Genomic DNA, 12,942 nt, shown 5'->3' on the forward strand with positions numbered 1-12,942 from the left:
AGAACGCGATTCAGCTGTTCCAGGCACCCTCGATCGCGAGTAGCGTGGCTCACGACGCCGGCCGTCGACCGTTGATCCCTCTCCCTTTGGAGGTGCCGTGAGCGACCACGAAGCAAAGATGATCATCCTGTCCACCGAGAACCTGGACGAGTCGATCACCTTCTACACCGAGACCCTGGGCATGTCGCTGAAGTTCCGCGACGGCGCCCACTTCGCCACACTCGACGCCGGCGCGGTCACGCTCGCCCTCGCCACCTCCGTCGACCACCCCATCCCGGGCAAGGTCGTCGTCGGAATCAAGACCGCCGACGTCGACGCCGCCGCGAAGGCGATCGAGGCCGGCGGCGGCGCCATCGTGAAGGGCCCCTACGACGACGCGCACGAACGCCGTGCCGTGGTGTACGACAACCAGGGCAACGGCCTGGTCTTCTACAGCCCGCTGGCCAGGTAGTCCCGGTTCGGCGCGGGTAACGGCTTCTGCACCGCGGGCAGGGCGAGCGCGGCAACGCCTCGCACCAGCCCCTTCGTCATGGCGAAGTAGTCGAAGTAGTCGCGCCACACCGCGATCCGGCCTTCGCGGATCTCGAAGCGGCCGCACACCCAGAACTGCAGATGCAGCCGCCCGAAACGCAGCTCGTCGACACGCTCGGTGAGCACGACACCCGCATCGTCGGAGCTCACGTTGACCATGCGGTAGTTGAAGCCGATCCACGATTTCTTCGCGACGCCGCCCAGCACCCCGGCGACCTTCCGCTTGCCGTGGATGGTCGGCAGCGACACGTTGGTGTAGGCGATGTCGTCGTCGACGCACGCCAGCGCACCTGCGGTGTCGTTACGGACGAACGCGTCGAGGAATGCCGTCACGATCTCGATCGGGGTTTGTGAGGTCATGGCAGCCAAGTATGCCCTGCCACCGGCCGCCGAGGCGCCGTGATGTGACATCCCGGCAGGTCATCGACTATCCTGACCGACGTTGTCTCGGCGAGGGTGATCCAGTCACCGTGATCGGCGCGACCATCGCAGTCTCCTCGGGTGCCCGCATGCGGCCCGGTGGGTGTCCGCGGTCGGAATCCGTGCCCGTTGCTCGTCGCGACGGACGAACGACCGCAACCACTGATCAGAGGAGATCATCATGGCAACTCAGGCCTCCAAGCTGTCCGTCAGCACCCGCACCGAAAAGGGCAAGGGCGCCGCTCGTCGCGCTCGTCGTGAGGGCAAGGTTCCCGCCGTGCTCTACGGCCACGGCACCGACCCGCAGCACCTGCACCTCCCGGCCCGCGACTTCGCCGCGATCCTGCGTAACAACGGCCTCAACGCCATCATCGATCTCGACATCGAGGGCTCCAGCCAGCTCGCGCTCACCAAGCAGGTCGACGTTCACCCGATCCGCAACTACATCGAGCACGCCGACCTGCTCATCGTTCGCCGCGGTGAGAAGGTGACCGTCGAGGTCGCCATCGTCGTCGAGGGTGACGCGGCGCCGGGCACCCTGGTCGTCCAGGACGCCAGCGTCGTCGAGGTCGAGGCCGACGCCCTGTCGATCCCCGAGCAGATCGTCGTCAACGTCGAGGATGCCGAGGCAGGCACCTCGATCCACGCCTCCGATCTGGACCTGCCGGAGGGCGTCACCCTGACCGCCGATCCGGAGACCCTGATCGTCGCCGTGAACGAGGCCCAGGCCGTCGCCACCGAGTCCGAGGCCACCGAAGGTGCCGAGGAAGAGGCTGCTGCCGAGGCTCCCGCGGAGTCGGAGTAATCCGACCCCGAGACTGCTCGACTCGAGTGGTGAAACTGCCCCAGTGGTGAAATTGATTGTCGGACTCGGTAATCCCGGGTCCAAGTACGAGAAGACGAGGCACAACGTCGGCGCGATGGTCGCCGACGCCCTCGTCGACTCGGCAGGCGAGCGCTGGAAGGTTCACAAGAAGTCCGGTGCTGAGGTCGCCGAGGTACGCCTCGGCGGCCAGTCTGTTCTCGTGGCCAAGTCACGCGTCTACATGAACGAGTCCGGCCGGCAGATCGGTCCGCTGGCCAAGTTCTATTCGGTCACGCCGGCCGACCTCATCGTCGTGCATGACGAACTCGACATCGATTTCGGCGCGGTGCGTCTCAAACGCGGCGGTGGCGAAGGCGGCCACAACGGGCTGCGTTCGATCAGCCAGGTGATGGGCACCCGCGACTACCTGCGCGTACGCATGGGCATCGGCCGTCCACCCGGCCGGCAGGACCCCGCCGACTTCGTGCTGAAGCCGTTCCCGTCCGCGGACCGGGCCGAGGTCGAGCTGATGATCCGCAACGGATGCGACGCCGTCGAACTGCTCGTCTCCCAGGATCTGGAGAGCGCACAGAACACCGTGCACGCCTGGTAGGCGTGCACGGTGTTCCCCTGCTCCCTGAGGAGGCCCGGAGCCTGCGAAGGGACAGTCCCCCTGCTCCCTGAGGAGGCCCGGAGCCTGCGAAGGGCCGTCTCGAAGGGTCACGCGTTCTCCTTGCGGAACACCGAAGTGCCCCACCAGGTTCCGAGGCCCGCCAGGATGAGCGCCGCGAAGACCCCCCATCCCACCTGAGCGCTTGCGAGGTCGCCGCCGAACGTGTCGCGCACGGCGTCGACGATCCAGCGGAACGGCATGAAATCGCTCAGTCCCTGCAACCATTCCGGTCCGAGCGTCATCGGCAGCAGGATTCCCGACAACAACAGCACCGGCATCATCACCATGTTGATGAGCGGGGCCATCACGTCCTCGCTCTTGGTGGTCAGTGCCAGGGCATTCGACGCCGCGGCGCACGCACCACCGATGAGCAGTGTGATGAGGATGCCGAGGATCACGCCGATCATCGATCCGCGCATGCCCATGGCGAATCCGAGAGTGACCAGGATCAGGGCCTGCACCAGCAACTGCAGCATGTCGCGCATCAGGCGACCGGTGAGCAGTGCGGTCCGGCTCGCCGGAGTCACCCGCTCTGCCTCGATGACCCCCTCGCGCCATTCCCCGATCAGGCTGAAGCCGGCGAACAGCGCCCCGAACAGTCCCAGCTGCACGAGCAGACCCGGCACCGGAAGGTGTACGGATTGTCGGCGCCACCGGGGAACTGGGCGACCAGCGGTTTGAGCAACGGCCCGAACAACAGCAGATACAGGATCGGCTGCATGACACCGATCAGGACCAGGCGGGATTACGCAGGTTCATCCGGATCTGACGCCGGAACACGATGGTGCTGTCACGGACGAAACTGTTCATCGGGCGACCTCCTGCTCGGTGCGGCGGGTTGCGTCGTCGGAAACGGTTGCGGGAGAGACTGCATCGGGGTCGACCCCGGGCACGTCACCGACGGGATCGCCGGCGGTCTCCGCGTCGCGCAGGGACCTGCCCGTGAGGGTGAGGAAGACGTCGTCGAGGATCGGGCGGATGACCTCGATGGAATCGAGCGAGATTCCCGACGCGTCGAGGTCACGGAGCAGTCCGGGCACGGCCCGGCCCGCGCGCGGCACCCGGCCGCGAACGTGGCGGCCGGCCATCTCGATCCTTCCGTCGCCGTCACCCCCGGTGACCGACGCGAGTTTCTCTGCGGCCGTGGTGACCGCCGCCGCGTCGGCGACCTCGAGCGACACCAGATCGCCGGAGACCTGGGCCTTGAGGTTGTCGGGGGTGTCGGCGGCGACGATCCGTCCGTTGTCGATGATGAGGATCCGGTCCGAGAGTTCGTCCGCCTCGTCGAGATAGTGCGTCGTGAGGAACACCGTCGCGCCGCGCTCGCTGCGCAGCCTGCGGATGTGCTCCCACAGGTTGGCCCGGGCCTGCGGGTCGAGGCCCGTCGTCGGCTCATCGAGGAAGACCAGCGACGGTTCGTGGACGAGGCCCATCACGATGTCGAGGCGCCGCTTCTGCCCCCCGGACATGTTCTTGGGCATCCGTTCCCACAGGCCGTCGAGCTGCAGTTCCGAGAACAACGCCTGGCCTCGCCGGGTCGCCTCGGCTCTCGACAACCCGTACAGCATCCCGTGGTCGACGATCTCGTCGCCCGCCTGCGCCTGGCTGAACGTGCCACCGGCCTGGGACACGTACCCGATACTGCGACGCACCGAAACCGGATCTTCGACGACGTCGTAGCCGTTGACCGTCGCGGTGCCCGCGGTGGGCCGCAGCAGTGTCGTCAGCATCCTCAGTGTGGTCGTCTTGCCCGCTCCGTTGGGCCCGAGGAAGCCGACCACCTCCCCCTCGGCCACGTCGAGGTCGACGCCGTCGACGGCTCGTACCTCGCGCTTCTTCTTTCCTTTCCCGGTATGGAACACCTGGACCAAACCGCGCGCATGAATCATGCGGACTCTCCTTCTCCCACTTGGCTGCCTGTCGTGCCGGACGCGCACCTCGTCGTGTGCTGATCGTCGTATCGAGCGGCCGATTTCCGACGCTGACGTGAGGTATCGACCGATCTGCGCCTCAGTTTTCATCGCAATGAGGACACATTCGGTCCTCTTCGGCGGTGGAGATCGGAATCGGCCGGTAACGATGTGCGAAGGGGAGGTGGTACTTCCCAGTAAGTGACCCGGTGAGTACCGTCGTATGGCGGGTCACATATTCGGAAGGAAGACCATGGCAGTCATCGCGGACACCTCAGGGATCAACAACATCGGCATGCTCGGTATCGGCGCCTATCGCCCCGAGCGTGTGGTCACCAACGACGAGATCTGCGAGCACATCGACTCCTCCGACGAGTGGATCTACACCCGTACCGGCATCAAGACCCGCCGCTTCGCCCGCCGCGACGAGAGCGTCATGGAGATGTCCGTCAACGCCGGACGCAAGGCGATCGCGAACGCCCTCCTGCACGGCTCCGACATCGACGCCGTCATCCTCGCCACCAACACGCATCTGCTCCTGACCCCGGCCGGGGCAACCAAGGTCGCCACCGAACTCGGCTGCAACGGCGTCCCCGCCTTCGACGTCACCGTCGGCTGTGCCGGCTTCGGCTACGGCATGGCCCTCGCGTCGGACATGATCCGCGGCGGCAGCGCCACCAACGTGCTGGTCATCGGCGCCGAGCAGCTGTCGATCGCCCTGGACATGACCGACCGCACCAACTGCTTCATCTTCGGCGACGGCGCCGGCGCCGTGGTCGTCGGCCCGACCGAGGAACAGGAACTCGGACCGGTCGTCTGGGGTTCGGACGGCTCGCAGTTCAACGCCATCCGCCAGGACTTCGACTGGGTGACCTTCCTCGACGGTGACCGCGTCCAGCGCCCCTACCTCCGCATGGAGGGCACCGCGGTGTTCCGCTGGGCCGCCTTCGAGATGGGCAAGGTCGCCGTCCGCGCCCTCGAGGCCGCGAAGATCGGCTCCGAGGACCTCGACGTCTTCGTCCCGCACCAGGCCAACGCACGCATCAACGAGCTGCTCGCCAAGAACCTCAAGCTGCGCGAGGACGCCGTCGTCGCCAACGACATCGAGTACACCGGCAACACCTCCGCCGCCTCGATCCCGCTCGCCATGGAAGACCTCCTCTCCACCGGCAAGGCGCAGCCGGGCCAGACCGCCCTCCTCCTCGGCTACGGTGCCGGACTCTCGTACGCCTCGCAGGTCGTCAAGCTTCCGCCGGTGCCGTTCGAGTAGGACGCCCCTCTTCCAGATGCGGCAGTTGGTCCCGGATTCCGGAACCAACTGCCGCATCTGTTCTCAGGCAGCGAGCGCCTGACGTACGCGTTCGACGACGTACCCCGGACGTTCCGTGAGATCCGCCCAGGTGTAGTTGAGGACCGTCCAGCCCAGCGCGATGAGGTCGTTGCGACGACGCCGGTCGCGCTGGAAGGTCTCGGCATCGCGATGGAATGCCATGCCGTCGATCTCGACGGCGAGCATCCTGTCCGGGAACGCCACATCGACGAAGTAGCCGCCGACCGGGTGATTGCAGACCCAGCCCTCCACCCCGCCGTCGCGGAGAAGATCGACGGCCAGTCGTTCGGCCGCGGACCGGGCTCCTGTCTCGACCCCCGCCATCAACGGCGCGATCTCGGCAGAGTCCGCCTTCCCCCGCCGTCGCGCCGCTGCGGTCCGCAGCTGTTCCATCGACACGCGGCGGAGCAACAGCGCGGCGTCGAGGACACTGCTGTCGCTCTCGACGGAAGCCTCCAGCACAGACAGCGGCAACGAAGTGACGAGTAGATGGTCGCGGGTGACCGTCTCGGCGTCTACGAGCGGCCGGTACCGCACCCGCACCCCGTCGACCGGCGATCCGTGCCGGGATCGTGGCGCGGTCACCGTGAACTTCTTCGGCGGGTCGTCGACGATTCCGTGCCACCACGCAGCCCCGAGCCCGGACAGAGCGGCGTCGATGCCGACTGCAGCGACTGCGAGCCGGGCGCGGGTCCGCGGCGTCACCGGATGATCGGCCAGGGTGTACACCCCTCGCGATTGCGGCGTCCACAGACCGGACCCGACTCGCCTATGGACCCCCGACTTGGTCAGCCCGAACTCCACGGCGTCGGCGAATGTCACGACCCCGTCCCGAGCGAGCGCATGTTGACGAAGGCGGGATGGTGTCTGCACGCCTCTTGGACGCATCCAACCCGTCGCCGGGTTCCCAGCATATGAGATTGCGGCAACCAGTCCCGGATAGCGGCACCATCTGCCGCATCGTCATCGGAGGCGCCAGTTTGGTGGCCCCCGACCAGCCGAGTAGCCTCGAATCTCGTGAGTTCTGACGTCGCAACCGAGGTCAAGCGTCGACGTACCTTCGCGATCATCTCCCATCCGGACGCCGGCAAGTCGACGATGACCGAGGCGTTGGCCTTGCATGCGCGCATGATCAGCGAGGCGGGTGCGATCCACGGCAAGGCGGGACGCAAGTCCACCGTCTCCGACTGGATGGAGATGGAGAAGGCCCGTGGCATCTCGGTCAGCTCCACCGCGCTGCAGTTCAACTATGCCGCCGAGCACAGCGACGCGCACATTCCGAGCGTGATCAACCTGGTCGACACCCCCGGTCACGCCGACTTCTCCGAGGACACCTACCGCGTGCTGACGGCGGTCGATGCGGCGGTGATGCTCATCGACGCCGCCAAGGGCCTCGAACCGCAGACCCTGAAGCTCTTCCAGGTGTGTCGCCACCGCGGTATCCCGGTGATCACCGTCATCAACAAGTGGGACCGTCCCGGCCAGACCCCGCTGGAGCTGATCGACGAGATCACCGAGCGCATCGGCCTCACCCCGACCCCGCTGTTCTTCCCGGTCGGCATCGCCGGCGACTTCCGCGGTCTGCTCGACCGTCGCACCGGCGAGTATGTGCACTTCACGCGCACGGCCGGCGGGGCGAAGATCGCCCCCGAGGAGATCATGAGCGCCGACGACGCGGCGGCGCGCGAAGGCGACGAATGGACCGCCGCCGTCGAGGAGAGCGAACTGCTCTCCGAGATGGGTCAGGACCACGACCAGGAGCTGTTCCTCGCCGGCCAGACCTCGCCGATGATCTTCGCCTCGGCGATGCTGAACTTCGGGGTGCGGCAACTGCTCGAGGTGCTCGTCGAGCTCGCTCCGCCGCCGGCCGGTCGCCTCGACATCGAGGGCAACGAGCGCCCGGTGACCGACCCCTTCAGCGCCGTCGTCTTCAAGGTGCAGGCCGGCATGGACTCGAGCCACCGAGATCGGTTGGCGTACATGCGGATCGTGTCCGGCGAGTTCGAACGCGGCATGGTCGTCACGCACGCGCAGACCGGAAAACCGTTCGCCACCAAGTACGCCCAGGCCGTGTTCGGCCGGGATCGCTCCACGGTCGACACCGCATATCCGGGCGACGTGGTCGGACTGGTGAACGCGACCGCACTGGCCCCAGGCGACACCCTCTTCGACGGCCCGAGGGTCCAGTTCCCGCCGATCCCCTCGTTCGCACCCGAACACTTCTCGACGCTGCGCGCGACGACGGCCGACAAGTACAAGCAGTTCCGCAAGGCGATGGACCAACTCGACAGCGAGGGCGTCGTGCAGGTGCTGCGCAACGACACCCGCGGCGACATGTCGCCGGTCCTCGCCGCGGTGGGCCCCATGCAGTTCGAGGTCGTGACCGCGCGGATGAAGGCCGAGTTCAACGTCGACACCATCATCGAGCCGCTCGGGTACACGCTGGCCCGACGCACCGACGCCGAGAGTGCACCCGAGCTCGACCGCCAGCGCGGCGTCGAGGTGTTCACGCGCACCGACGGCGCGATCCTGGCGCTCTTCAGCGACAAGTGGCGCCTGCAGTACATCGAGAAGGAACATCCCGACCTGACGCTGCAACCCCTTGTCGCCGCGGCGGATTGACCCGATGAGGCGTCACCTCGTACGCACCCGTGGTGTCGGGGCGCTGATCGTGGTGTCCGCGACGGCGCTCCTGATCTCGGGCTGCGCCGGCGGTCAGCCGCCGGCCGCGACGTCGACGAGCGTCGCACCCACCCCGACCGCACGGCCGATCGATCCCGCGAAATGCGCCGAGAAACCGCTACAGGGCAATGTCGACCGCGGCGGCCACGGCCTCGACTTCCGTTCCGGCGACATCCGGATCGCGATCACCGAACAGGCAGCCACGACGGCCGGTCTCCCGGCAGCCGGCAACCGCGAGACCTCCGAGGAAGCGACCACCTGCTACGAGTTCGCGCGGTGGGGTCCGGCGCGGCCCGATGTCCCGCCGGATTCGCTGTTGTTCGTGTTCAAGGGAACCGGGACCGACGGCGCCCAGATCGAGTTCCCCGTCAGCGAATTGACCGGTGGCACCGTCCCGCCCGCCGGTGGCGGACCACGCCCCACCGCCGGCCCCCTGACCACACCGATCAATGCCCAGATCGGGGTCTCGGTCGACGGTGTCTACCACCAGTCCTCGGCGTGCCGGCTCAGCATCAGCGGGATGTCGGGCAAACTCGCCGCGGGTTCGTTCACGTGCCCGGAGGCCTCCCGCGTCGACGCCAATCCGTTCGCGCCCGACGACGACGTCGCCTACGACACCGACGAGTCGTCGACGAGCCGGAGACCCGACGCCGGCACCCCGTCGACGGTCGTCCTGTCCGGACGGTTCCAGGTCACTCCGTAGTCGTCGGGGCCGGCGCCGATACGGCTCGTCGCAGGCTCCCCCCTGCTCAACCGACCGAGTCACCCACGATCCGCGCGACCACCGCCGGGTCGACATCGTCGATGGCGGCGGGGTCGAAGGACGGGTTGCGGTCCTTGTCCACCAGCACCGCGCGCACTCCCTCGAGGAAGTCGTTGGTCGCCGTGATCTGTTGCGCCGCATGCAGTTCCCGATCGAAGCACTCGTCGATCCCCGACTGCGCGCCGGCGTTGATCATCGCGGCCGTCACCCACAGGCTGGTGGGTGAGGCCTTCTCCAGCAGGCCGATCATCTCCGCGGCCCAGTCGTCGCCGATCGCACCGCGCAGGCCGCCGACGATCGCGTTGACGTTGTCGTCGGCGAAGTACTCCCCGATCTTGCGCAGCGGGACGTCGCTGGTCTCGGTGGTCCCCGACGACGCCAGCGCATCGGCAAGGGGATCGCCGGAACGGATCGATTCGGCGACTCCGGCCAGATCGGCGGACGCGACGAAATGCGTTGCCAGGCCGACGGCCACCGCGTCGATCCCGCGGATACGGGCCCCGGTGAGGCCCAGCCACATGCCGACGCCCTCGGGCAGCCGCGGGAGGAAGTAGGTGGAGCCGATGTCGGGGAAGAATCCGATCGCGGTCTCGGGCATCGCGATCATCGCCTTCTCGGTCACCACCCGGATCTCGCCGTGGACGCTGATGCCGAGGCCGCCGCCCATGGCCGCGCCGTCGATCAGGCTGACGTAGGGCTTGGGGTAGTCGGCGACCATCTGGTCGAGGCGGTACTCGCTGATGAAGTAACGCGTGATCGCCGTGGTGTCCCCGTCGAGCGAATAATCGCGTATCGCACGGATGTCACCGCCCGCGCAGAACGCGCGGTCGCCGGCCGAGGTGACGAGCACCGTCTCGATCGAGTCGTCGTCACCCCACTCGCCGAGCGTGGCGTACATGTCGTCGATCATGGTCTGGTCCAGCGCGTTCAGAGCTTTCGGCCGGTCGAGGACGATCTCACCGACGCCGTTGGACACCGAGGTGCGAATGAAGGACATGCCCTCAACCGTAGCGGTGCCGGAGGTCCGGGTTCATCGCACCGGAATGAGACCGGGAAAAATCGCGTTGGCAGACCCGAGTACATCTACTACGGTGAACTCCGCAGTTGCCGGCGACACGAGGAGTGATCCCACCCGATGAAGAACTGAAGTGGCCCCCGCCGACGCGCGATGTCGATGCGACACCCGTCGGTGAATCCGAACCACTTCAGGAGTTCTCGTGTCCACTGCCCTGCCCTCTTCTGCGCAATCCCCGTCTTCTCCGGGGTCGTCGATCGTGTTGTCCGACGTCTCGTTCAGCTGGCCCGACGGCACCGTCGTCTTCGATCACCTCAACCTCACGCTGGGTGCGTCGACGTATTCGTTGATCGGCGCCAACGGTGCGGGCAAATCGACGTTGCTCGGCTTGATCGCGCAGCGTCTGCGCCCGGCGTCGGGCAGTGTCGGCATCGCCGGCACCGGGCCCGCGCCGGAGGTCGGGATCGTTCCGCAGGACCCGCAGTCGGACCCGGGGTCGACCGTGTCCGCAGCGCTCGGTATCGACGGCATCCGCGACGCGATCCGCCGCATCGAGGGCGGGTCTGTCGACCCCGCCGACTTCGATGCCGTCGGCGACGACTGGGACGTCGACGAACGGGCGATCGGACTCCTCGAACAGATGAGTCTGCCCGCCGATCTCGATCGGCGGGTCGGCGCCCTGTCCGGTGGCGAGGCGACGCTGTTGTCGATCGTCGCCGCGCTCATGCGCCGACCGTCGGTACTGCTCCTCGACGAACCGACGAACAACCTCGACACCAGCTCGCGAACAAGGCTTTTCGATGCCATCGACACCTTCGCCGGCACGGTGGTCGTGGTGAGTCACGATCTCGAACTGCTCGAGCGCGTCGATGCGACACTCGAGTTGTACCGGGGTCGGGTCCGCGTGTTCGGCGGTCCGTACTCGCACTACCGCGAGATCGTGGACGCCGAGCAGGACGCCGCTGAGGCCGCGGTCGCGACCGCGGCGGGCGATCTGCGCAAGCAGCGTCGCGAACTGATCGACGCCCAGATCAAACTCGATCGCCGCGCCCGCACCGCGGCCACCGCCGAACGCGAGAAGCGGGTGCCGAAGATCATCGCGCACAAGCGACGTGGCGAGGCCCAGATCTCGGCCGGGAAGCTGCGCAACGCCCATCGCGACGACGTGGCATCGGCCGCCTCTCGTCTCGACAGCGCACGCGAGGAGATCCGGAAGGACCGCAGCGCGCGGATCGTGGTGCCGGAGGTCGAGTTGGCGCCGCGCACCCAGGTCATCACCGACGATCGACTGCGCATCGACGGTCCGGAACGGATCGCTCTGGTGGGGTCCAACGGTTCCGGGAAGTCGACGTTTATCGCGGACCTCATCGCCAGCGAGGCCGTCGTCGTCCCGTATGCATATGTGCCGCAGCAGATCGTCTTCGACGACCCGGCGGCGACGATCGCCGGTCAGGTGTCGGCGCATCACCCGGACATCAGCACGCAGGAGGTGCGTTCTCATCTGGCGCGGTTCCTGTTCCGCGGAGCGCGAGCCGACCGTGCGCTCGCGGAACTCTCCGGCGGCGAACGTCTTCGGGTCGCTCTCGCCGACGCGCTGCTCGGTGACCCGACCCCGAAGCTGCTGATCCTCGACGAGCCGACCAACAATCTCGATCTCGACACCGTCACGCAACTCGTCGACGCGCTCGTCACGTGGTCCGGCGCCCTCCTCGTCGTATCGCACGACACCGGTTTCCTCGGCCGGATCGGCATCGGCCGACAGGTTGTGCCGATGCCGGGCGACACCGACAGTGGTCCTGCATGACGGGGATCCAGGATGACGGGGATCCAGGATGACGGGGGACAGACCGCTGACGAACACTCGGTGACGCGGTCCGCGCCGGTGCCGGGAAGCCTGCATACTTCGGGCGATGTCCGCTCTCAGTGCTTGCGACCAACTGCTCGGCGTACCCGGGCGAACCCCGGTCGTACTCGTCCACGGTCTGCGGGTCAGTGGCGCTTCACTGCACCGCATCGCGGCCGCCGTCGACGACCGGCCGGTCTCCACGCCCGACCTTCCCGGCCATGGCCGCCGCCGGGACGAGACGTTCACCATGGCCGGCGCCGTCGACACTGTTCTCGCCGAGGTCGACCGGTTCGGGCAGCCGGCGGTGGTGGCCGGTATGTCGATGGGCGGATACGTGGCGATGGCGGCGGCGAGCCGTCACGCAGATCGTGTCGCCGGGCTCGTGCCGATGTGCGCGACCGCGCAACCCGGCCCGCTCTTCGCGGCACCGTTCGAGATCTTCGGAGCCGTCACCGCATTCCTTCCCCGCCAGGCGGCGGTCATCAGCCAGCTGCTCACCCGCCTCGTCGCCGGCCGGCAGGTGTCGGAGGACATGGAGATCGGCGGACTGGCCCTGGGCTCGATCGCCGACGTCGTCGCCGAGCTGAAGCGCTTCGACGCGCTCGGCGCGGTGGCCCGATACCCGGGGCCGATCGTCTTCATCAACGGCTCGCAGGACCAGTTCCGAGTCCACGAGAAGAAGTTCGTCGACGCCGCGGCGAATGCGTCGCTGACCGTGGTGCCCGGGGCGAGTCACCTGTTCCCGCTCATCCAGCCGGCCCTCGCCGGACGTCTGGTTCGCGACGTCGCGGCGTCATGCGACGCAGTCGGCCCTCGCAGCAGTGACATTGTTCACCCCGTGCCGGGCGACCTCGACAGATAGGTACTCCCTCAGGGTGTCTGAGTCGCACCCAGTTTGAGGGTGATCGTCGTCTCATGGTCGGATGATTGTTGGACCACCGCACATCCGCGCCGTGGTGCCGCCGGG

At 67.5% G+C, this 12,942-nt stretch carries 12 protein-coding genes and 1 pseudogene; 8 read left to right on the forward strand and 5 right to left on the reverse strand.

Annotation, left to right across the window (positions count from 1 at the left end; genetic code table 11):
• The first annotated feature begins 97 nt into the window (after window positions 1-97).
• Window positions 98-451, forward strand: a complete 354-nt coding sequence (locus BPODLACK_RS09195) for a VOC family protein (RefSeq protein ID WP_159405145.1) — start codon at window positions 98-100, stop codon at window positions 449-451.
• Here BPODLACK_RS09195 and BPODLACK_RS09200 read toward each other — a convergent pair.
• A complete protein-coding gene (locus BPODLACK_RS09200) occupies window positions 430-891 on the reverse strand; it encodes a limonene-1,2-epoxide hydrolase family protein (RefSeq protein ID WP_159405146.1) in 462 nt (153 codons plus the stop codon). The two genes, BPODLACK_RS09195 and BPODLACK_RS09200, sit on opposite strands and share 22 nt — an antisense overlap.
• 241 nt (window positions 892-1,132) lie before the next feature.
• Between BPODLACK_RS09200 and BPODLACK_RS09205 the strand changes: the two genes are divergently transcribed.
• Window positions 1,133-1,756, forward strand: a complete 624-nt coding sequence (locus tag BPODLACK_RS09205) for a 50S ribosomal protein L25/general stress protein Ctc (protein WP_006437040.1) — start codon at window positions 1,133-1,135, stop codon at window positions 1,754-1,756.
• Window positions 1,757-1,802: 46 nt separating this feature from the next.
• Window positions 1,803-2,369 (forward strand): aminoacyl-tRNA hydrolase, encoded by a 567-nt coding sequence (gene pth, locus BPODLACK_RS09210; protein ID WP_040004825.1) that lies wholly within the window; start codon window positions 1,803-1,805, stop codon window positions 2,367-2,369.
• 107 nt (window positions 2,370-2,476) lie between these two features.
• Here the strand turns inward: pth and BPODLACK_RS09215 are convergent.
• Window positions 2,477-3,239, reverse strand: a pseudogene (locus tag BPODLACK_RS09215) (ABC transporter permease).
• Window positions 3,236-4,318, reverse strand: a complete 1,083-nt coding sequence (locus BPODLACK_RS09220) for an ATP-binding cassette domain-containing protein (RefSeq protein WP_159405147.1) — start codon at window positions 4,316-4,318, stop codon at window positions 3,236-3,238. The pseudogene BPODLACK_RS09215 and the gene BPODLACK_RS09220 overlap by 4 nt, the downstream one beginning before the upstream one ends.
• A gap of 274 nt (window positions 4,319-4,592) precedes the next feature.
• Here BPODLACK_RS09220 and BPODLACK_RS09225 point away from each other — a divergent pair, with 274 nt between their 5' ends.
• Window positions 4,593-5,609 (forward strand): beta-ketoacyl-ACP synthase III, encoded by a 1,017-nt coding sequence (locus BPODLACK_RS09225; protein ID WP_006437044.1) that lies wholly within the window; start codon window positions 4,593-4,595, stop codon window positions 5,607-5,609.
• 63 nt (window positions 5,610-5,672) lie between these two features.
• Here the strand turns inward: BPODLACK_RS09225 and BPODLACK_RS09230 are convergent, their stop codons facing one another.
• Window positions 5,673-6,542: a type IV toxin-antitoxin system AbiEi family antitoxin domain-containing protein gene (locus BPODLACK_RS09230; RefSeq protein WP_040004819.1), complete on the reverse strand. Its 870-nt coding sequence runs from the start codon at window positions 6,540-6,542 to the stop codon at window positions 5,673-5,675.
• Window positions 6,543-6,686: 144 nt separating this feature from the next.
• On the opposite strand from BPODLACK_RS09230, the gene BPODLACK_RS09235 reads away from it, so the two are divergent.
• Entirely contained in the window at window positions 6,687-8,291 is a 1,605-nt protein-coding gene (locus BPODLACK_RS09235; protein ID WP_159405148.1) for a peptide chain release factor 3, read from the forward strand.
• A 4-nt stretch (window positions 8,292-8,295) separates the two neighbouring features.
• Window positions 8,296-9,054 carry a hypothetical protein gene (locus BPODLACK_RS09240; protein ID WP_159405149.1) on the forward strand — a complete coding sequence of 253 codons (759 nt, stop codon included), beginning with the start codon at window positions 8,296-8,298 and terminating at the stop codon, window positions 9,052-9,054.
• A 46-nt stretch (window positions 9,055-9,100) separates the two neighbouring features.
• Here the strand turns inward: BPODLACK_RS09240 and BPODLACK_RS09245 are convergent, their stop codons facing one another.
• Entirely contained in the window at window positions 9,101-10,111 is a 1,011-nt protein-coding gene (locus BPODLACK_RS09245) for an enoyl-CoA hydratase/isomerase family protein (protein ID WP_159405150.1), read from the reverse strand.
• A gap of 220 nt (window positions 10,112-10,331) precedes the next feature.
• Between BPODLACK_RS09245 and BPODLACK_RS09250 the strand changes: the two genes are divergently transcribed.
• The gene (locus tag BPODLACK_RS09250) at window positions 10,332-11,933 is read left to right on the forward strand and encodes an ABC-F family ATP-binding cassette domain-containing protein (protein ID WP_159405151.1); all 1,602 of its coding nucleotides are present in this window, start codon (window positions 10,332-10,334) and stop codon (window positions 11,931-11,933) included.
• Between the two features lie 106 nt (window positions 11,934-12,039).
• Window positions 12,040-12,837: an alpha/beta fold hydrolase gene (locus BPODLACK_RS09255; RefSeq protein WP_024497845.1), complete on the forward strand. Its 798-nt coding sequence runs from the start codon at window positions 12,040-12,042 to the stop codon at window positions 12,835-12,837.
• The last annotated feature ends 105 nt before the right edge of the window (window positions 12,838-12,942 follow it).

It is taken from the genome of Gordonia sp. YY1, from assembly GCF_009872315.1.
Classification (GTDB): domain Bacteria; phylum Actinomycetota; class Actinomycetes; order Mycobacteriales; family Mycobacteriaceae; genus Gordonia; species Gordonia amicalis.

Coding starts and splice junctions, on each gene's coding strand:
- BPODLACK_RS09200 (WP_159405146.1), bottom strand. CDS start 891: ATGACCTCACAAACCCCGATCGAGATCGTGACGGCATTCCTCGACGCG.
- BPODLACK_RS09205 (WP_006437040.1), top strand. CDS start 1,133: ATGGCAACTCAGGCCTCCAAGCTGTCCGTCAGCACCCGCACCGAAAAG.
- BPODLACK_RS09220 (WP_159405147.1), bottom strand. CDS start 4,318: ATGATTCATGCGCGCGGTTTGGTCCAGGTGTTCCATACCGGGAAAGGA.
- BPODLACK_RS09225 (WP_006437044.1), top strand. CDS start 4,593: ATGGCAGTCATCGCGGACACCTCAGGGATCAACAACATCGGCATGCTC.
- BPODLACK_RS09240 (WP_159405149.1), top strand. CDS start 8,296: ATGAGGCGTCACCTCGTACGCACCCGTGGTGTCGGGGCGCTGATCGTG.
- BPODLACK_RS09245 (WP_159405150.1), bottom strand. CDS start 10,111: ATGTCCTTCATTCGCACCTCGGTGTCCAACGGCGTCGGTGAGATCGTC.
- BPODLACK_RS09255 (WP_024497845.1), top strand. CDS start 12,040: ATGTCCGCTCTCAGTGCTTGCGACCAACTGCTCGGCGTACCCGGGCGA.